Source organism: Sphaerisporangium sp. NPDC049457 (assembly GCF_055586705.1).
The window spans coordinates 20291-38355 of record NZ_JBVJHR010000019.1 but is presented as its reverse complement, the minus strand read 5'-3'; the positions used below and the strand labels follow the sequence as shown (position 1 = coordinate 38355).

17 protein-coding genes and 1 tRNA gene are annotated in these 18065 nt (G+C 72.1%); 3 read left to right on the top strand and 15 right to left on the bottom strand.

From position 1 onward, the window contains the following. Positions 1-102: 102 nt before the first annotated feature. The 4 genes from ACZ6QO_RS27575 to ACZ6QO_RS27560 form a co-directional block, all read right to left on the bottom strand. The gene (locus tag ACZ6QO_RS27575) at positions 103-1047 is read right to left on the bottom strand and encodes an ABC transporter substrate-binding protein (RefSeq protein WP_465854594.1); all 945 of its coding nucleotides are present in this window, start codon (positions 1045-1047) and stop codon (positions 103-105) included. A gap of 499 nt (positions 1048-1546) precedes the next feature. After that, positions 1547-2773, bottom strand: a complete 1227-nt coding sequence (locus tag ACZ6QO_RS27570) for a CynX/NimT family MFS transporter (RefSeq protein WP_465854592.1) — start codon at positions 2771-2773, stop codon at positions 1547-1549. Positions 2774-2990: 217 nt separating this feature from the next. Continuing rightward, positions 2991-3725: an SRPBCC family protein gene (locus ACZ6QO_RS27565; protein ID WP_465854591.1), complete on the bottom strand. Its 735-nt coding sequence runs from the start codon at positions 3723-3725 to the stop codon at positions 2991-2993. 216 nt (positions 3726-3941) lie between these two features. Beyond that, a complete protein-coding gene (locus ACZ6QO_RS27560) occupies positions 3942-4808 on the bottom strand; it encodes a hypothetical protein (RefSeq protein ID WP_465854589.1) in 867 nt (288 codons plus the stop codon). Between the two features lie 397 nt (positions 4809-5205). Here ACZ6QO_RS27560 and ACZ6QO_RS27555 point away from each other — a divergent pair, with 397 nt between their 5' ends. Then, a complete protein-coding gene (locus ACZ6QO_RS27555) occupies positions 5206-5952 on the top strand; it encodes a GntR family transcriptional regulator (RefSeq protein WP_465854587.1) in 747 nt (248 codons plus the stop codon). Between the two features lie 186 nt (positions 5953-6138). On the opposite strand, the gene ACZ6QO_RS27550 is transcribed toward ACZ6QO_RS27555, so the two are convergent. The 3 genes from ACZ6QO_RS27550 to ACZ6QO_RS27540 all read right to left on the bottom strand — a co-directional run bounded on the left by ACZ6QO_RS27550 (position 6139) and on the right by ACZ6QO_RS27540 (position 9318). After that, positions 6139-7410 carry an FAD-binding protein gene (locus ACZ6QO_RS27550; RefSeq protein ID WP_465854585.1) on the bottom strand — a complete coding sequence of 424 codons (1272 nt, stop codon included), beginning with the start codon at positions 7408-7410 and terminating at the stop codon, positions 6139-6141. Between the two features lie 98 nt (positions 7411-7508). Next, the gene (locus ACZ6QO_RS27545) at positions 7509-8063 is read right to left on the bottom strand and encodes a GNAT family N-acetyltransferase (protein WP_465854829.1); all 555 of its coding nucleotides are present in this window, start codon (positions 8061-8063) and stop codon (positions 7509-7511) included. A gap of 43 nt (positions 8064-8106) precedes the next feature. Next, a complete protein-coding gene (locus ACZ6QO_RS27540) occupies positions 8107-9318 on the bottom strand; it encodes an FAD-dependent monooxygenase (protein WP_465854583.1) in 1212 nt (403 codons plus the stop codon). Between the two features lie 120 nt (positions 9319-9438). Between ACZ6QO_RS27540 and ACZ6QO_RS27535 the strand changes: the two genes are divergently transcribed. After that, positions 9439-9993, top strand: a complete 555-nt coding sequence (locus ACZ6QO_RS27535; protein ID WP_465854581.1) for a MarR family winged helix-turn-helix transcriptional regulator — start codon at positions 9439-9441, stop codon at positions 9991-9993. Between the two features lie 74 nt (positions 9994-10067). Here the strand turns inward: ACZ6QO_RS27535 and ACZ6QO_RS27530 are convergent. The 4 genes from ACZ6QO_RS27530 to nadD form a co-directional block, all read right to left on the bottom strand. Continuing rightward, positions 10068-10140 (bottom strand) — tRNA-Ala (locus ACZ6QO_RS27530). A gap of 138 nt (positions 10141-10278) precedes the next feature. Then, the gene (locus ACZ6QO_RS27525; RefSeq protein WP_465854579.1) at positions 10279-10902 is read right to left on the bottom strand and encodes a histidine phosphatase family protein; all 624 of its coding nucleotides are present in this window, start codon (positions 10900-10902) and stop codon (positions 10279-10281) included. Positions 10903-10927: 25 nt separating this feature from the next. Then, positions 10928-11335 (bottom strand): ribosome silencing factor, encoded by a 408-nt coding sequence (rsfS, locus tag ACZ6QO_RS27520; protein ID WP_465854577.1) that lies wholly within the window; start codon positions 11333-11335, stop codon positions 10928-10930. Between the two features lie 50 nt (positions 11336-11385). Further along, positions 11386-11991 (bottom strand): nicotinate-nucleotide adenylyltransferase, encoded by a 606-nt coding sequence (gene nadD, locus ACZ6QO_RS27515; protein WP_465854575.1) that lies wholly within the window; start codon positions 11989-11991, stop codon positions 11386-11388. A 140-nt stretch (positions 11992-12131) separates the two neighbouring features. Here nadD and ACZ6QO_RS27510 point away from each other — a divergent pair, with 140 nt between their 5' ends. Then, on the top strand, positions 12132-13148 hold the full coding sequence (locus ACZ6QO_RS27510) for a M48 family metallopeptidase (RefSeq protein ID WP_465854573.1): 1017 nt from the start codon (positions 12132-12134) through the stop codon (positions 13146-13148). A gap of 163 nt (positions 13149-13311) precedes the next feature. Here ACZ6QO_RS27510 and ACZ6QO_RS27505 read toward each other — a convergent pair whose 3' ends face one another. The 4 genes from ACZ6QO_RS27505 to proB form a co-directional block, all read right to left on the bottom strand. Then, positions 13312-15138: a serine/threonine-protein kinase gene (locus tag ACZ6QO_RS27505; protein ID WP_465854571.1), complete on the bottom strand. Its 1827-nt coding sequence runs from the start codon at positions 15136-15138 to the stop codon at positions 13312-13314. A gap of 77 nt (positions 15139-15215) precedes the next feature. Continuing rightward, positions 15216-15398, bottom strand: coding sequence for a hypothetical protein (locus ACZ6QO_RS27500; RefSeq protein ID WP_465854569.1), 183 nt, complete (start codon positions 15396-15398; stop codon positions 15216-15218). A 185-nt stretch (positions 15399-15583) separates the two neighbouring features. After that, the gene (locus ACZ6QO_RS27495; protein ID WP_465854568.1) at positions 15584-16867 is read right to left on the bottom strand and encodes a glutamate-5-semialdehyde dehydrogenase; all 1284 of its coding nucleotides are present in this window, start codon (positions 16865-16867) and stop codon (positions 15584-15586) included. Beyond that, entirely contained in the window at positions 16860-18014 is a 1155-nt protein-coding gene (gene proB, locus ACZ6QO_RS27490) for a glutamate 5-kinase (protein ID WP_465854566.1), read from the bottom strand. Before proB ends, ACZ6QO_RS27495 begins: the two co-directional genes overlap by 8 nt. Between the last annotated feature and the right edge of the window lie 51 nt (positions 18015-18065).

Here is an 18065-nt window from a genome sequence, read left to right as displayed (position 1 = left end):
CTCCCCCCCCCCCCCCCCCCCCCCCCCCCCCCCCCCCCCCCCCCCCCCCCTCCCCCCTCCCCCCTCCCTCCCCTCCCCCCCCCCCTCCCCCCCCCCCGGGACTCAGTACTTGCGGTTCGGCAGCGCCGCGGCCGCCTGGTCCTGCGTGAAGACGCCCTCTTCGGTCTGGATGCGCTTGGGCACCTGCTCGCCCTTGACGACCTTCTTGACGATGTCCATGAGTTGCGGGCCGAGCAGCGGGTTGCACTCGACGACCACGTTGATCTTGCCCTCGGTCATCGCGGTGAAGGCGTCCTTGACGCCGTCGATCGAGATGATCTTGATGTCCTTGCCGGGGCTCTTGCCGGCCTCTTCGATGGCCTGGATCGCGCCGAGCGCCATGTCGTCGTTGTGGGCGAACAGCACGTCGATGTCGGGCTGCGCCTTGAGGAAGGCCTGCATGACCTCCTTGCCCTTGGCGCGGGTGAAGTCGCCGGTCTGGGAGGCGATGACCTTGAACTTCGAGTCCGCGGCGATGACCTCCTCGAAGCCCTTCTTGCGGTCGATGGCCGGGGCCGACCCGGTCGTGCCCTCAAGCTGCACGATGTTGACGGGGCCCTTGTCGTCCTTGGTCGCGTCCACCAGCCAGTTGGCGGCGCGCCGGCCCTCCTCGACGAAGTCAGAGCCGAGGAAGCTCACATACAGCGAGGTGTCGGCGGAGTCGATGGCCCGGTCGGTCAGCACGACCGGGATCTTGGCGTCCTTGGCCTCCTTGAGCACGGTGTCCCAGCCCGACTCGACGACCGGCGAGAAGCCGATGACGTCGACCTTCTGCTGGATGTAGGAGCGGATCGCCTTGATCTGGTTCTCCTGCTTCTGCTGCGCGTCGGAGAACTTCAGGTCGATGCCGGCCTCCTTGGAGGCGTCCTGGATCGACTTGGTGTTGGCGGTGCGCCAGCCGCTCTCGGCGCCCACCTGGGCGAAGCCCAGGGTGATCTTGTCCGATCCGCCGCCGCTGCCGGCGTCGCCACCGCCGCCGCCACCGCCGCCACTGCCGCAGGCGGTCATCAAGGATCCTGCTAGCACGGCGATCGCCGTCGCCGCGAGCCATCTGGAGGCCGCCGGCCGGCGCCGGGCCCACGCCCGGCGCGGGGAGGACGCCGTAAGGGTTAACGCCGAATCGTCGCTGATCATCGTCTCTCCTAGGACTTCGGGGGGGTGTCACGTGTCCCGCCGGCCGGCGAGGCGGCGAGGCGGTGAGCGGGCACACTGGTTCGTGCCGGCGACGACGTGACCGAGCTGGGAGTGGGCGGACAGGGGACCCCACTGTGTTTCGCGGGGATTTCATGAGTGTTTGCGATAACAGTCCGGAGTGTCAAGACCTAATCGTGCAGCGCGAAGCTTTCACGTTTTTCGCCAGGTGAATCCCTATTCGTTATCCGAGGGGTCCTTGACCGGCGCGCGTGATAACGCTAACAATGACTGTTCCCATGCCTGTTCGAGGATGGGAACAGGCATGGGAACAGGGTGGCCACGCCGATCGGGCGGGCTCGTCTCGCGTCGCCGGTCAGGCCGGCTCGTCCTCCAGATAGCGGTCGCCCGCCGCGTACCAGCCGGTGACGATGTGCGCCGCGACCACGGCGAACAGCAGCGCGAACGGCAGCGTCCAGCCTCCGGTGGCCGAGTACAGCACCCCCACCGCGAGCGGTCCCGCTCCAGCGATGAGGTAGCCGGCGCTCTGCGCGAAGGCCGACAGGGCCGAGGTGGCCTCGGCCGTGCGGGTGCGCAGCGCGAAGAGCGTCAGAGCCAGCGGGAACGAGCCCATCGCCACGCCGGTGAGCAGCAGGAAGATCCACAGTGCGGACGCCGGCGCCCAGAGCATGCCGGCGAAGCCGGCGACGTACAGCAGGCCGAGGCCGACGACCATGGGACGCTGGCCGGTCACCCGTGCCGCGACGACCGGCACGGCCAGCGAGACCGGGATGCCGAGCGCGGTGAAGACCGCCATGCTGAGGCCCGCCTGGCCGTCGGTGTATCCGCGGTCCTGCAGCAGCTGCGGCAGCCAGCCGAACATCACGTAGGCGATGAGCGACTGGGTGCCGAAGTACCCGGCCACCGCCCAGGCCAGCCGGTTGCGCACCAGTGCCCGCGTGCCGGCGGTCTCTCGCCCGCTGTTCCGCTCCGGCTCACTGCGCGTCAGCGCAAGCCACGGAATGGCGGCCACAGCGGCGAGTGCCGCCCACACACCGAGGGCGACGTGCCAGTCGCCGGCGGCCCGTTCGATCGGGACCGTCGCGGCGGCGGCGAGCATGGTGCCGACGGCCAGGGCCGTCGCGTAAAGGGTGGTCATGGTGCCGGTGCGGTGCGGGAAGTGCCGCTTGATCAGCGACGGGATCAGCACGTTGCCCATCGCGCCACCGGACAGCGCGACCACGCTGGCGGCCAGGAAGACCGCGCTCGAACCGGTCATGACGCGGGCGAGCAGCCCGGTGACCAGGAGCAGGAGCGCTCCAAGCAGCAGGCGGTGCTCGCCGGCGCGGCGCGCGAGCAAGGGCGTCACCGCGCCGAACCCGGCGAAGCAGAGCACCGGCAGGGTGGTCAGCAGGCCGGTGACGACGCCCGACATGCCGAGCGCACCGCTGACCTGGTCGAGAACCGGGCCGATGCTGGTGACGGCGGTGCGCAGGTTGAGCGCCGCGAGCACGATGCCGAGTGCCACCAGCCACGTCACCCGGACCGCGGGCCGGCGGCCTCGTGCGGTCTTGGCGGGCCGGACGGTGGCGAGCATGCTCATGGCGGGGATCGGTCTCCGTAGATCAAAGGGACATCGAATCATGGGATGATTGGATGTCATTGATGTTAACAGACTCCCGACCGTCGCTTTACCGGGGCATCGCGCCGCCCATGGCCGCCCTTGGCCCGCCGATGACCGTGCCCCGCGGCCCGGCGCGGCCATGGCATGGGAAAGGGGCGGGCCCACCGGGGCCCACCCCCTCTTCGATCAGGCGCCGTCAGGCCAGGCGCTCGGGGCGGTCGGGCGCGAGGGGCGGCTCCTCGTCCCACCGCGGGGTGCCCTCCGGCGAGACCGGGCCGCTGCCCGGGGCCGGGAGCGGGGTCTCCGGCGGGTACTCACGCTGGACCGGCTGCGGCGGCATCGGGTCGCCGGTGGCGTAGCCCGTTCCCGTGGCCGTCCCCGCGCCGGGGGTCGTCCCGGGCGCGGCCGTGCTCCCTGTGCCGGGCAGCACGTCGGCGTCCGGCGCCGTACGGGCCGCGGCCGCCGAGTCGCCGTCGAGCGGCGCGGGCACCTCGCCGCGCCAGCCGCCGGTCTCACGCCCCCGCGACTCGACGAACCGCTTGAACCGTTCCAGGTCTCCGTGGACGCGCATGCGGACCAGTTGCAGCTTGTCGCCGACCGTCTCGACGATGCCCTCGGGGTCGAACTCCATCTGGAGCATGACGCGGGTGCTCTCGGCGTCGAGGGGCTGGAACGTCACCACGCCGCCCTGGCGCGGCTCCTCCAGCGACCGCCAAGCCACCCGCTCGTCGGGGCGCTGCTCGGTGATCTCGGCCTCGAACTCACGGTGGACGCCGGCGACCTGGACGCTCCACGCCAGGCGCGTGTCGTCGATCTGCTTGACCGACTCGACCCCTTCCATGAACTCGGGGAAGCTCTCGAACTGGGTCCACTGGTTGTAGGCCGTCCTGACGGGCACGGCCACGTCGACCGAGTGCTCGATGGTGCTCATTGGCTTCCTCCCTTTTTGTGGGTTCGGAGATCCGCCCTGCCCATCAATGGATGGCCTATTCGGACTTTGGCCTAGGAAAAGCGCGATTTGGGACGATCAGCCGCCACACCAGGGGTGCCGGGCCGGAATTCGCGCCGGGCTCTCGCCGGCGAGCCGCCGGAAGGAGCCCGGCGCGAAGGGACCGCCGGGAACTGACCGCCGAAAACCTTCCTGAGGTCAGTGGCACGTCACCAGCACGATGGAGACGACCGTGCACCGCACCTGGTCGCCGTCGTTGGCCGCAACCGGGTCGGCGGGGGCCGAGCTCGTGCGGGCGGCCGTGAAGGTGTAGGGCACGCCGATGTTCAGCAGCCCGACCGGCACCGAGAATTTCCTGGTCGCCGTGGCCCCCGGCGCCAGCGGGCCCACCGTGCAGGTCACCGCGCCGGAGCCCGCGGCGCAGTCGCCGCCGGTGGCGGTCAACCCCGGCGGCAGCGCCGTGGTCACCGTGGCCGTTTGCACCGTTCCCGGCCCGTTGCCGGTGACCGCCACCGTGAACTCGATCTTGGGGACGAGCAGGGCGAGCTTCGGCGTGGCGGTCAGGCCGACGGCGGCGTCCGCCTCGCTCACGATCGTCAGGACGGGTCCGGTGACGATCTCGGAGGCGTAGTTGGCGCCGCCGAGCTGACCTTGGAAGGTCTGCTCGCCCGCCTGCGCGTTCTGCGCGATGTCCAGGGCGAAGGCCACCGTGGCGGACGCCCCGCCCGACAGCGCCCCGACCGGGGCCTCGAACCCGACGGGCCCGTCGGGCCCGGGAATGGCCGTGCACGGACCGGCCGCTCCGTCACACCCGGCGAGCGCGGCGTAGGAGGGCAGGCGGCCGGGAGTGGTGAACAGCCTGGCGGTGGCGTTGAGCACCGTGAAGGCGTGAATGTTGGTGACCTTGACGGTGACCGTGACCGCGTCCCCGGTGTTGACCTCGGGGGACGACAGCGAGATGGCCACCTCGGGCTCCTCGGCGGAGGCGGGGGCGGCCGGCAGGACGGACAGGGCCATCGCGATGGCCGTGATCACGAGGGCGAGGGGGTGCCTGAGGGGTCTCATCGCAGCCTTTCAATCGAAGACCTGGACCTTCCGACTATCGCGGTTGATATCCCGCCAGGCAGCGAATCACGGTAATTTGGTGACCACACCAGGTGACCGATTGTGGACGCCTCTCGTGGCCAACGCACGGCCCGCACCAGGCGTCCTACACGATCGGCTCCGCCGCCCGCGACAGCCCAGGAGCCCGCAAGCCGGGAGTCCGGCATCGGACGGCCCGCCGTCCTGGCGCGTCGCGCACGGCGCCCGCCCGGCCGCCACGCGAAACCGCCCGCCCACGTGATCGAGTACATCGAGGCTCGCGCTGCGTCAGACTGTATGCGGCAGGCGGTCGACGGCGAGGTTCCCGACGGGGTCCGCGTCATCGCCACCCCGGTCCCCCCGTTCTGGAGTTGAGGAAATGCCGCGGCCCGATCCGGCGAGCAAGATCGCCCCGGCGAAGATCGCGCGTCCGGTCCCGCTGCGCGAGAGCGTCTTCGAGGCGCTGCTCGAACTCATCGTCGGCGGGTCGCTCCGCCCCGGCCGGCATCTCGCCGAGAGCGAGCTCGCCGAGATGCTGGGAGTCTCCCGCCAGCCGATCAGAGAGGCCCTCCAACTGCTCAGCGCCGAAGGCTGGGTCGACCTGTTCCCCGGTCACGGCGCGTTCGTGCACGCCCCCACCGCCGAGGAGGCCGGCCAGCTCCTGGCCGTCCGCGCGCTCCTGGAGGCCGAGGCCGCCCGGCTCGCGGCCCGCAACCGCACCGGCGACGGCCTGGACCGGCTGCGCGCGCTGTACGCGCGCGGCCTGGCCGCCGTCGAGGCCGGCGACGTGGACGGCGCCGTCGCGGCCAACTCCAAGCTGCACGCGGCCGTCGTGGAGATGTCGGGCAACGCCGTCCTCGCCGGCCTGGCCGCCCAGGTGTCGCGCAGGGTCCGCTGGTACAACACGCCCGTGGCCCGCCTGCGCGGCCGGACCTCCTGGCAGGAGCACGCCGCGCTCATCGACGCGATCGCCGGAGGCGACGCCGGCCTGGCCGGCGAGATCATGAAGAACCACACGGAGCAGACCCGCCACCTGTACCTGAGCCGGCTCGCCGAGGACGAGCCCGTCGAGCCACCGCCCGGCCGGCGCAGGAAGCGGCGGCTCCCCACCTCGCCCGGAAGTTGACACAGATGTCACTCGCGGCTCGCACCGGCGAAACATCCGGGGACGACATTGATCACGAGGGCGAAATCGCATGTCTCCACAGGAAACACGTGCGGCGACGCGTCCACCGCAGGGGCTGGGGACGCCCCGGACGGTGAACGTGTCGCCGCACGCCTGTGCCTCCGCCTCTACCGCCTCGCGGCGCCTTCAGGAGGCGTCGAGCAGGTGGCGGGCGACGAAGTCGTTGGCGAACTTGCCCGTGGGGTCGTACCGGCCGGCGAGGGCGCGGAAGTCGGGCAGCCGGGGGTAGCGCGCCTGGAGGGTCTCGGCCGGAACGGTGAAGAGCTTGCCCCAGTGAGGGCGAGGGGCGAAGGGCGCCAGGCGGTCCTCGATGAGGCCGAGAACCGGGAGCACCGCGTCCGGGTCCTTGATCCAGGTGAAGTGGAAGGCCACGGCGTCGCGCTCGTGGAACGGGCTCAGCCACTGCCGGTCCGCGGCGATCGTGCGGATCTCGGAGATCTGCAGCACGGGGGCGATGTGCTCGCGTAGTTCTCCCAGGGCGTGCAGCGCGGCCACGGCGTCGCCCCTGGCCACCATGTACTCCGACTGCAGCTCCTCGCCGCTGCTCGGGGTGAAGTCGGGACGGAAGTGCGGCAGCCGTTCGAACCACGGCCCGGGGACGCCCAGCTGCTCGGTGCAGTGGACGGCCGACACGCCGGGCACGGGGTGGCGGGGCCCGTCGGCGGGCGTGGCGCCGAACAGGCTCGGCAGGGGCGCCGGGCCCGCGGCCTCGTTCAGGCGCTCCTTGACCCACACCTGGTTGATCCGCGAGGTGCGCCAGTCGGTGAACATGCTGACGCTGTAGGCGCGGGAGACGATCTCCTCGAAGTGGTCGTCCAGCACCTCGACGGGCAGCGCGTCATACACGTACTGCCGCACGTCGAAGGCCGGCACGATGTCGAGGGTCAGCGTGAGGACGGCTCCGAGGGCGCCGAGCGCCACGACGGCCCCGTCGAACGCCTCGCCGTCCCGCCCGCGCTCGAACGTCACCAGGTCGCCCTCGGCGGTGACGACCTCCAGGGCCGAGACGGAGCTCGCCAGGCTGCCGTTGCCGTCACCGGATCCGTGGGTGGCGGTGGCGCAGGACCCGGCCACGGAGATGTGCGGCAGGGACGCCATGTTGTGCACCGCGTATCCCTTGTCGTGCAGCCGGCGTCCCAGCTCGGCGTACCGCACGCTGCCGGAGACCCGGACCGAGGCCGAGGCGGTGTCGATCTCGACGACCTGAGGGAGCCCGTCCAGCGAGATCAGGGCGCCGGCCGAGTCGGCGATCCGGTTGAACGAGTGCCCGCTGCCCAGCACCCTCACCTTGGCGTGTCCGGCGATCAGGCGGCGCAACTCGTCCAGCGACGTGGGCGCGTCGACGCGCTCCGCCGCGAAAGTGATGTTACGCGCCCAATTTGTCAGCTGCTGCGTCAATTGCGGCTTCCCTCTACTTTCGCGGCAAGTGCTCTGTTCGACCGCTGACTCACTCTAGACGTACCGATGGCGGCGCAGCGAGGTCACCTCGCAGGGGGTCACCTGGCAGGGCGGGCGGTCCAGTCGGGGGCGAGCACGGACATCACGATCGCGTCGTGCCAGGCTCCGTCCCAGCGCAGCGCGTCGCGCAGCACGCCCTCCTCGACGAAACCCGCCTTGCGGTACACGTGCCGGGCGCGCTCGTTGAAGTCGTAGACCTCCAGGGAAACCCGGTGCAGCCCGACGGTCTCGAAGGCGTGCTCCAGGACGAGCCGGATCGCCTCTGAGCCGTAACCGCGGCCGAAGGCCCGCGGGCCGGCCAGGGCGATGCGCATGCCGCAGGAGAGGTTGTCGGCGTCGAGCTGGTTCAGCACGATCTCGCCGACGTAGTCGCCCTCCTTGGCGTCGCAGATGGCGAGATCGAGCCGGTCGTCCTGCTCTCCTCTGGTGGCGTACCACTTCTCTATGGCCGCGCGGGTGAACTTGGCGTGCGAGCCGGTCAGGCGCACGGTCTCGGGGTCGTGGACGAGCTCCCACAGGCCTTCGACGTGCTCGGGACCGGCCGGGCGGAGCACGACCCGCTCACCGGTCAGCGTGGGTTTGCTGGCGAACATCACCCGCCAGGGCTACCAGCCGCCGTCCTCCCGCGACAAGCGCTTATCCTTCAGCGTGTCGCCCGGCGCCGATGAAGTCCGGGAGGGTGAGCGCCGAGTAGGCGGGCCGCCCCTCCCCGCTGGGCATGACGGTCAGGCCGCGCAGCATCCTGTTGCGTCGCGCCAGGGCCTCGTCGGTACCGGGGAAGAGGGTGGCGTCGCCTTCCGTGACGAGCGCCTGGTTCATCTCGACGAACGCCCGCGCGCGCTGTTCGTAGGCGTCCAACGCGGCCACGTGGTCGGGGTCGGCGGCCAGTTCCCCGGCGAGCAGGTAGGCGCCGACGAGGGCGAGGCTCGACCCCTGTCCGCTGAGGAACGAGGGGGCATGGGCGGCGTCGCCGACGAGAACGACCCGGCCGGCGGACCACCGGGGCATCCGGATCTGGCTCACGACGTCGAAGAACAGATCGTCGGCCGTGCGCATGGCCGCGACCAGGCGTGGCACCTCCCACCCTGCGTCATCGAAGATCGACGCGACGAGGTCGCGTTGCGCGCGGGGGTCCCGGAAGGCCTCGAACGGCGGTTCCGGCCGGCTGAAGCTCAGCAGCCCGTGCACCGTGTCGCCGTCGCCGACGGCATACAGGGCCGCCGCCCGGCCCGGGGTGTTCCACATGACGCCCTCGCGCGAGAGCCCCAGGTCGTTGGCCACGGTGAAGCCGGCGAAGCAGTAACCGAGGTACCGGTGGAACCGCGCCTCGGGGCCGAAGACCAGGCCCCTGGTGTGCGAGTGCAGGCCGTCGGCGCCGACGACCACCTCGAACGTGCGCCGTCCCCCGCCGCGGAAGCTGACGTCGACGCCGTCCGCGCGGGCGTCGAGGGCGGTGATGGTGTCGTCGAACAAGAACTCGACCTTGTCGCGGACGGCGTTGTAGAGGATCTCGGTGAGGTCGCCGCGGCGCACCTCCAGGTCGCCGGCCGCGGTCCCCTCCGCCACGGGCTGGGCCGGGATGGCGGCGATCACGCTGCCGTCCGGGTTGAGAAAGGTGATCCGCCGGGTGTCGACGTGAGCCGCCTGGAGGGCGGGAAGCACGCCCATCCGCCGGACGACCTCGAGCGCGGTGCCGCGGATGTCGATGGGATACCCGCCGCCGCGCACCGCGCCCGCCTTCTCCACGACCGTGACCTCGAAGCCGTACCGGTGCAGCCAGTAGGCCAGCGCGGGACCGGCGATGCTCGCGCCGGAGATCAGCACCCGGCCCTTCGACGTCGTGCTCATTCGCCCCTCCTCCATAATGGATAGCTAACTTAGGTAGCCTTTCCTCGGGCACGGGCGAGCGCCCGCTCCTGGAGAGTCCGGGACAACTATATACCTAACTTAGGTATTCAATGGAGTGTGATGGCTGACACACGGTCGTCGACCGCGGGGAACGCAGGGAACACCGAAGACGCAACAGGGAACGCCGAGAACGCCGGGCACGGAGACGATGGCGAACTCGACCTGCTCGCGGTGCTACCCCGCGTAACGCAATTGGGCAACGTACTGCACCGCGGCCGGCTCTTCGAACGCGCCATGGAGGGGGCCGGTGTCGCCCTGGACCGGCCCGCGATGTCGGTCCTGATCACACTGCACATGGTCGCGAAGCCGCTGCGCATCGGCGAGATCGCCGCGCGCATGCAGGTCGTGGGACCGCACGTCACCCGGCAGCTACAGGAGCTGGAGCGGCGCGGCCTGACGCGCCGGCTCCCTGATCCGCACGACCAGCGTGCCCGGCTGATCGAGCAGACCCCCGAGGGCACCGCCGTCGTCGACCGCTACTTGCAGACCGTCCTCGGCTGGTTCGGCGACGCCCTCGCAGGCTGGTCGGCGCAGGATCGCCAGACCTTCGGCCGCCTTCTCGAGCGCTTCGCGAACGACCTCACCGCCCGCTTGGAAACCCTCGACGAGGAATGACGCGCCGCACCGGGATCGGTGACGGGTCGGCGAAACGAAAGGGCCAGGCATCTCTGCCTGGCCCTTCGGGAGGGTGGAGCTATGGGGATTCGAACCCCAGACCTCCTCCATGCCATGGAGGCGCGCTACCAGCTGCGCCATAGCCCCTGGTCACCGCTCGGGGTGTTCCCCTTGCGGCGCTCGGAGAGCATATAGCCACAACCCTCCGTTGACCTAATCGACATCTCGTGTTCCGCGCGGCGGCCCGCCGGTCGGACCCCGGCCACGGCCGCCGGCGGAGGCGGGTCAGACGGCGGCGGGGGCGGTGTCGGGGCGGTCGTCGCTGTTGACGGGCTCGGGAAGCGTCCCGGCGTTGTGCTCCAGCAGGCGCCAGCCCTTGCGGCCCTCCTGCAGAACCGACCAGGAGCAGTTGCCGAGGCCGCCCAGGATCGGCCACAGCTCCTCGGGCAGGCCGAGCAGGCGCGCGAGCCCGAGCCGGATCGCGGCGCCGTGCGAGGCGACCACGAGCAGCCCGCCCTCCTCCAGCCGGGACACCCAGCGCCGGGTGGCGGCGGCGACGCGGTCGGCGACGTCGGTCACCGCCTCGCCTCCGGGCGCCTCCCACTCGGCGTACTGGACGGGCCAGCCGGCCGCGATCTCGGCGCGGGTGAGCCCCTCCCACTCGCCGCCGCCGCGCTCGCGCAGATCTTTGTCGACCATCACGTCGAGCCCGGCGATCGAGCCGAGGGCGGCGGCGGTGTCCTGCGCGCGCCGCAGGTGCGAGGAGACGATCAGGGACGGCCGCAGCGACGCCAGCAAGGACGCCGCCCGTTCGGCCTGGGCGACGCCGGTCTCGTCGAGCGGGATGTCGGTGTGCCCCTGGAAGCGCTGCTCGACGTTCCACAGCGTCTGGCCGTGACGCCAAAACACGACGCGACGGCCCGCGCGCCCGCCGTCACTCACCTGCCGTCCCGCGGGCCCGTTGAGCTCGGACCTGCGTCACGCTGTCCGGAAGGGCGATGGCGGGGCAGTCCTTCCACAGACGCTCCAGGGCGTAGAAGGTGCGGTCCTCCTCGTGCTGGACGTGCACCACGATGTCCAGGAAGTCCAGGAGCACCCAGCGGCCCTCTCGTTCGCCCTCACGGCGGACGGGCTTGGCGTGGGCCTCGATGCGCAGCCGCTCTTCGATCTCGTCGACGATGGCGCGGACCTGGCGGTCGTTGGAGGCGGAGCAGAGCACGAAGGCGTCGGTGATGACCAGTTGCTCGCTCACGTCGTAGGCGATGATGTCATCGGCCAGCTTCTCGGCCGCGGCCTCGGCGGCGAGCCGGACGAGCTGACGTGATCTCTCGGATGCTGTCACGATGTGGCTTGTTCCTCCTGTGAAGGTTACGAGGTCCAGCATTCCCATTATCAGGATGCCCGGTAAAGGCCCCGCTTGTTGATGTACTGAACAATCCCGTCGGGAACCAGGTACCAGATGGGTTCCCCGGCGGCCACGCGCTGACGGCACTCAGAGGAGGAGATCGCGAGCGCCGGTATCTCGATGAGGCTGACCTTTCCCTCGGGAAGCCCTGGGTCCTGCAGCAGGTGCCCGGGACGGGTACAGCCTACGAAATGCGCCATGGTGAACAGCTCGTCGACATCCCGCCAGCTCAGAATCTGCGCGAGCGCGTCGGCGCCGGTGATGAAGTACAGCTCCGCGCCGGGCTCGTACATTCCCGCGATGTCACGCAAAGTGTCGATCGTGAAGGTCGGGCCTGGACGGTCCACGTCGATGCGGCTCACCGAGAAGCGCGGGTTGGACGCGGTCGCGATGACCGTCATGAGGTACCGGTCCTCGGCCGCCGAGACCGTCTGCTCGGCCTTCTGCCACGGCCGGCCGGTGGGGACGAACACCACCTCGTCCAGGTTGAAGTGATGGGCTACCTCGCTCGCCGCGACGAGGTGGCCGTGATGGATCGGGTCGAACGTCCCGCCCATGATGCCAAGCCGCCTGGTAGGGGACCCATTTCTCATGCGTGGGACCCTAACGTGCCGCTCAGGGCCGCGAGCCCCCGCCCCCGCCCTACCGGCGGCCCCTGACGGGCCCCACGGCGCGCGGGAAGCAATGGTGCAAGGCCGCGCGCGGGCATCCGCCCCGACGTAGCATGCCGACCATGACCACCACCACCCCGGATCGCAACCGTGTCCAGCTGCCCGGCATCAGCTCCCGGGCCTACGAGCATCCAGCCGACCGGTCGGCTCTCGTCGCGATGCGCTCCCTGTCGGGCTTCGACTCGGTGCTCAAGCGCATGTCCGGCCTGTTCAGCGAGCGCCGCCTGCGGCTGATGTTCCTGGCCTCCTCGGTGCGGGCCAGCGAGACGCAGTTCCGCGGCCTGTACGACATGGGCCGCGACAGCGCCTACCTGCTCGACCTGCACCGCATTCCCGAGGTCTACGTCCAGCAGGACCCCCGGCCGAACGCCATGGCCATCGGCTTCGACGATCCGTTCATCGTGATCAACACGGGTCTGCTCGACCTCATGGACGAGGAGGAGCTGCGCTTCGTCGTCGGCCACGAGACCGCGCACATCCTGTCCGGCCACGCCGTGTACGGCACGATGCTGGCCATCCTCACCCGGCTCGCCACCCGCGTGGCGTGGATCCCGCTCGGCTACATCGGGCTGCGCGTCATAGTCACCGCCCTCGAAGAGTGGCACCGCAAGGCCGAGCTGTCGGCCGACCGCGGCGGCCTGCTCTGCGGGCAGGACCCCGAGGCCGGCATGCGCGCCCTGATGAAGCTCGCCGGCGGGTCCCGCCTCCACGAGATGAACATCGAGGCCTTCCTCGACCAGGCCCGCGAGTACGACACCGCCGGCGACGTGCGCGACGGGCTGCTCAAGGTGCTCAACCTCCTCGGCTCCACCCACCCGTTCGCGGTGATGCGCGTGGCCGAGCTCGACAGGTGGCGGCGCGACGGCGAGTACTCCACGATCCTGCAGGGCGACTACCCCCGCCGGGAGGACGACGCGAACGCCAAGCTCTCCGAGGAGGTCAAGGCCGCGGCCCGGTCCTACCGCGAGTCGTGGGCGCAGTCCCAGGACCCGTTCATCGGCGTCCTGCGCGACGTCGCCGAGGGCGCGGTCAACGCCGGCGAGCGCATCTTCAACCGGTTCGCCCGCCGGGACAACTGACCCGCGCCGTGGTCCATGGCCGGCCGGCGATGGCCGCGGCCGGTCCGCGGCATCGGCCCGTACGCCGTCGAGCTGCGCACGGGGGCGGTCGCACCGCGCCGCCGCGGCTCACGGCCGGGGAGATCGGGACGGCGCGGCCGTCCTGAGCCCGGCCGGGCGTCCGTCAGATGGCGTGCGGCAGCACCCATGCCAGGACGCGCACCGCGGCGGCGCACACGGCGACGAAGCCGCCGAGGACGGCCAGCGCCCGCAGCCCTTCCCTGCGCAGGTCGGGCACGTGGACGCCGGCCCGTTCGACCTCGCGGCCGACGATGCCGCCGCACACCACGCCGAAGACCACCCCGGCCACCGTCATCGGGCCCGGCTGCACCCACCACTCCCCTTCCATGCCGCCGCCGTCGGCCACCCAGAACGCCGAGGCGGCGATGGCCGAGGCCGGCACTCCCGGCCACACGGCCGCGCTCAGCGCCGACCCGGCCAGCGTCAACGGGAAGGACACCACGCGCAGGACGCCCCGCACCCGGGAGGACCGGCGGTTCCTGACCAGCCAGTGCCCGGTCCACCAGGCGCGGGCCAGCACGCACAGGGCCGCGGTGATGATGAACGTCGCCGGCGGCCAGATGACCGACACCACCACGCACGGCACGGCCAGCATGGCCAGCGCGACGAGCACGGCGCTGCCCGGCGGCGAGGCGATCGACGCGGCCGGGGCCGCCTCGGCGGCGAGCGCGGAGGCCCCGACCCCCGCGGCGGCCCGGCGTACCCTGGCCACCCCCTTGCCGCCCTCGGCCTTGGCGCGGCGCTCGGCGGCGTCGGCCCGCGCCCGCCGCTCGGGCGCGTCGGCCTTCGCCCGCCGCTCAGGGCCGTCGGCCTTGACCCTCCGGTCGGCGGCGGCGTCCGCCTTGGCGGGGCGGACGCGCGCGCGCTCGCCCGGAGCATCGTCCTGGACCCGGCTCACGGCGGCCTCCTCCGCCCTCGCCCGGCCGCCCGCGGAGCCGTCGGCCTTGCCGCGGACGGCGGCGGCGTCCGGCCGCACCCGGGCGACGGCGGCATGGCCGGCGCCGTCGGCCTTCTGCCTGCCCGCCTGCGAACCGTCGGCCTTGCCGCGGGCCGCCGCGGCGCCGTCCGTCCTGGCGCGGGCCGCGGGCGGATCCTCGCGGGCGCCGCCCACGGCGGGCGCCGTCGCCCGGGCCAGGCGGGCCAGCCGGTCCGACAGCAGCGCGGCGGTCGGCCGCTTGGCCGGCTCGCGGTTCAGCGCCGCCCGCACCAGAGGAAGCAGGGAGCCCGGCACGCCGGCCAGGTCGGCCCTGCCGTTCAGGACGGCGTACATCTGCGCCTCGACCGTGCCCCGGCCGAACGTCGGGCGCCCGGTCGCCGCGAACGCCACCGTGGCCGCCCAGGAGTGGACGTCGGCGGGCTCGGCGACGTCCTCCTCGGCGAAGACCTCGGGCGCCGAGTATCCCGGCGTGCCGAGGAAGGTGCCGGTCATGGTGACCCTGGTGGCGTCGGACACCTGAGCGATGCCGAAGTCGATCAGGACCGGGCCGTCGGGGCCGAGCACCACGTTGGCCGGCTTGACGTCGCGGTGGACGACCCCCGCGGCGTGAATGATGGCGATCGCCGTGGCCAGGCCCCGGGCGAGGTCGACGAGCTGCGGCCCCGCCAGGGGGCCGCCCCGCCGGACCGCGTCGAGGAGGGTCTCCCCCTCGATGTGCTCCATCACCAGGTAGGGCCGGTCACCGGACAGATCGGCGTCCAGCACGCGTGCCACGTAGGGGCTCTCGACCCGGCGCAGCGCGCGCACCTCGCGGTCGAGCCGTAATCGCGACTCGGGATCGTCTCCGATCGGGTCGCGGAGGATCTTGACGGCGACCTTCACCCCGCGCCGGCCGACGGCGAGATAGACCTCGCCCATGCCACCACGTCCGAGGCGCTCCACCATGGTGTACGGGCCGACTCTCCCGAGCCCGCCCACTCGCCGTCCGCCCATAGGGAACGCCACCATAGCGCCCAACGGCTCCCGCGCATCGGCGACGCGCCGGAAACTCAGATGAACATTCAACCGATTTATCGGCGGGAGGGGGAGGAATCCTCCAGCAAGGTGTCCAGCCGGACGCGCGGCACCGACGCCAGAGCCTTCCTGCCGGTGCGCCGCCAGTTGACGTGACCCCGGCGCTCCAGCGCGAGCAGGATGCGGTCGGCGGCCGCCACGACCAGGGCGGCGTACCCGAACGCGAAGACGAGACCCATGGCCTCAGTCAACCGCCCGGGTACGCCATGCACGCAGAGCGACACGCCGGACACGCGTAGTCATGACCACACAGAACGCCCGCTGATGCTGCGCACCCTCGGAAGCCCGGACGACGCCGGCAGCAGACCGCCGAACTCCGGCCGCCAGACCTCGCCGTCGGGAGCCGGGCGCCGGGGACGGCCCGTCAGGAGCCGGCGATCACGGTGCCGGAGGAGGTGCGCAGGTGGCCCTCGCCGGTGTAGACCCACTTGGTGGAGGTCAGCTCGGGCAGCCCCATCGGGCCACGGGCGTGCAGCTTCTGCGTCGAGATGCCGATCTCGGCGCCGAAGCCGAACTCGCCGCCGTCGGTGAACCTGGTGGAGGCGTTCACCGCGACCGCGGCCGAGTCGACCAGCGACACGAACCGCCGCGCGGCCTGCTGCGAGCGGGTGACGATCGCGTCGGTGTGCGCCGAGCCGTACCGGCGGATGTGCGCGACCGCGTCCTCCAGCGTGTCCACGACCGCCGCGGCGATGTCGAGGGAGAGGTACTCCTGGCCGAAGTCGTCCTCGGTGGCGGGCACGACGGCGGCGTCGTAGGCGGCGACCCGCTCGTCGCCGTGCACGGTCACGCCCTCGGCGGCCAGCCGCGCCAGCGCCGCGGGCACGAACGTCTCGGCGACGGCCGCGTGCACCAGCAGCGTCTCGGCGGCGTTGCACACCGAGGGGCGCTGGGTCTTGGCGTTGACCAGGATCTCCATGGCCAGGTCGAGGTCGGCGTCGGCGTCCACGTACACGTGGCAGTTGCCGACGCCCGTCTCGATCACCGGCACGGTGGACTCCTCCACCACCGAGTTGATCAGCGAGGCGCCGCCGCGCGGAATCAGCACGTCCACCAGCCCACGGGCGCGCATCAAATGCTTCACCGACTCGCGCGTGGTGCCGGGGACCAGCTGGACGGCCCCCGAGGGGACCTCGGTGCCGCCGAGGGCGTCCTGCATGATGCGCACCAGGGCGGTGTTGGACCGGTAGGCGCTGGAGGAGCCGCGCAGCAGGACGGCGTTGCCGCTCTTGAGGCACAGGGCGGCGGCGTCGACGGTGACGTTCGGACGGCCCTCGTAGATGATGCCGACGACGCCCAGCGGGACGCGGAGCTGGCGCAGCTCCAGCCCGTTCGGCAGGGTGCCGCCGCGCACGACCTCGCCGACCGGGTCGGGCAGGTCGGCCACCTCGCGCACCGCGTCCGCGATGGCCGCCACCCGAGCGGCGTCCAGCCGCAGCCGGTCGATCATGGTCTCGGCCGTGCCGCTCTCGCGGGCGGCGTCGACGTCCAGGGCGTTCGCCTCGACGATCTCGGCGGTGCGGGCCACGAGCGCGTCGGCGACGGCGCGCAGCGCGGCGTCCTTGGCGGCACGCCGAAGCGGGGCCAGCTCGGCCGCGGCCTCACGGGCGGCGTGGGCGACCTTCAGGAAGTCATCGGCCTCAGACATGCCTCGCGCTCCTGCTCTCGGTGGTGGGGTCCAGTATGACGATGTCGTCGCGGTGGATCAGCTCTCGCTCGTACTCGGGGCCGAGGGCGGCGGCCAGCTCGCGGGTCGAGCGGCCGAGCAGCTCGGGGATCTCGGCGGCGTCGAAGTTCACCAGCCCGCGCGCCACCGGCGTGCCGAGGGGGCTGTACAGGTCGACCGGGTCGCCGGCGGTGAAATCGCCCTCCACGAGGGTCACCCCGGCGGGCAGCAGCGACTTGCGCCGGCCCACCACGGCCTCCACCGCGCCGGAGTCCAGGTGCAGGCGGCCGCGCCCCGTCGTGGCGTGCGCGAGCCAGAGCAGGCGCGTGCCGGGGTAGCGGCCGTCCGGCTGGAAGAAGGTGCCGACGTCCGCCCCGGCGAGCGCCTGGGCGGCGTGGGCGGCCGCCGTGAGCACGACCGGCACCCCGGCCCCGGTGGCGATGCGCGCGGCCTCCACCTTGGTGATCATGCCGCCGGTGCCGACCCGGCCCGACCTGCCGAGCTCCACCCCTTCGAGGTCGCCGGGCCCGCGGACGTGCGGGATGCGGCGCGAACCCGGCTGGCGGGGGTCGTCGTCGTACAGGGCGTCCACGTCGGACAGCAGCACCAGCGCGTCGGCGTGGATGAGGTGGGCCACCAGGGCGGCCAGGCGGTCGTTGTCGCCGAAGCGGATCTCGTCGGTGGCCACCGTGTCGTTCTCGTTGACCACGGGGACGATGCCGAGCTCCAGCAGCCGCAGCAGCGTCCGCTGGGCGTTGCGGTGGTGGGAGCGGCGCATCATGTCGTCGGCGGTGAGCAGCACCTGCCCGACGCGCCGGCCGTACCTGGCGAAGGAGGAGGTGTAGCGGGCGACCAGGACGCCCTGCCCGACCGAGGCGGCGGCCTGCTGGGTCGCCAGGTCCCGCGGGCGGGCGGACAGGCCGAGCGGGCCGAGGCCGGCCGCGATGGCGCCGGAGGACACCAGCACGATGTGGGCGCCGCCGGCGCCCCGCGCGGCCAGCACGTCGACCAGCGCGTCCACCCGGTCGACGTCGATCGTGCCCTGCGGGGTCGTCAGCGAGGACGACCCCACCTTCACGACCAGGCGGGAGGCGGCCGCCACCCGCTCTCGGCCGGTGCTGTGCGTCACGGTCGCTCCCCTTCGCTCCTGCGGGCCGCGGCCCGCTCCACTCGTGCCGCC

What these genes read in the sequence shown, in the direction of transcription:
- ACZ6QO_RS27575 (WP_465854594.1), bottom strand. Translation starts at nt 1,047, where the DNA reads ATGACCGCCTGCGGCAGTGGCGGCGGTGGCGGCGGCGGTGGCGACGCC.
- ACZ6QO_RS27570 (WP_465854592.1), bottom strand. Translation starts at nt 2,773, where the DNA reads ATGAGCATGCTCGCCACCGTCCGGCCCGCCAAGACCGCACGAGGCCGC.
- ACZ6QO_RS27565 (WP_465854591.1), bottom strand. Translation starts at nt 3,725, where the DNA reads ATGAGCACCATCGAGCACTCGGTCGACGTGGCCGTGCCCGTCAGGACG.
- ACZ6QO_RS27560 (WP_465854589.1), bottom strand. Translation starts at nt 4,808, where the DNA reads ATGAGACCCCTCAGGCACCCCCTCGCCCTCGTGATCACGGCCATCGCG.
- ACZ6QO_RS27555 (WP_465854587.1), top strand. Translation starts at nt 5,206, where the DNA reads ATGCCGCGGCCCGATCCGGCGAGCAAGATCGCCCCGGCGAAGATCGCG.
- ACZ6QO_RS27545 (WP_465854829.1), bottom strand. Translation starts at nt 8,063, where the DNA reads ATGTTCGCCAGCAAACCCACGCTGACCGGTGAGCGGGTCGTGCTCCGC.
- ACZ6QO_RS27540 (WP_465854583.1), bottom strand. Translation starts at nt 9,318, where the DNA reads ATGAGCACGACGTCGAAGGGCCGGGTGCTGATCTCCGGCGCGAGCATC.
- ACZ6QO_RS27535 (WP_465854581.1), top strand. Translation starts at nt 9,439, where the DNA reads ATGGCTGACACACGGTCGTCGACCGCGGGGAACGCAGGGAACACCGAA.
- nadD (WP_465854575.1), bottom strand. Translation starts at nt 11,991, where the DNA reads ATGAGAAATGGGTCCCCTACCAGGCGGCTTGGCATCATGGGCGGGACG.
- ACZ6QO_RS27510 (WP_465854573.1), top strand. Translation starts at nt 12,132, where the DNA reads ATGACCACCACCACCCCGGATCGCAACCGTGTCCAGCTGCCCGGCATC.
- ACZ6QO_RS27505 (WP_465854571.1), bottom strand. Translation starts at nt 15,138, where the DNA reads ATGGGCGGACGGCGAGTGGGCGGGCTCGGGAGAGTCGGCCCGTACACC.
- ACZ6QO_RS27500 (WP_465854569.1), bottom strand. Translation starts at nt 15,398, where the DNA reads ATGGGTCTCGTCTTCGCGTTCGGGTACGCCGCCCTGGTCGTGGCGGCC.
- ACZ6QO_RS27495 (WP_465854568.1), bottom strand. Translation starts at nt 16,867, where the DNA reads ATGTCTGAGGCCGATGACTTCCTGAAGGTCGCCCACGCCGCCCGTGAG.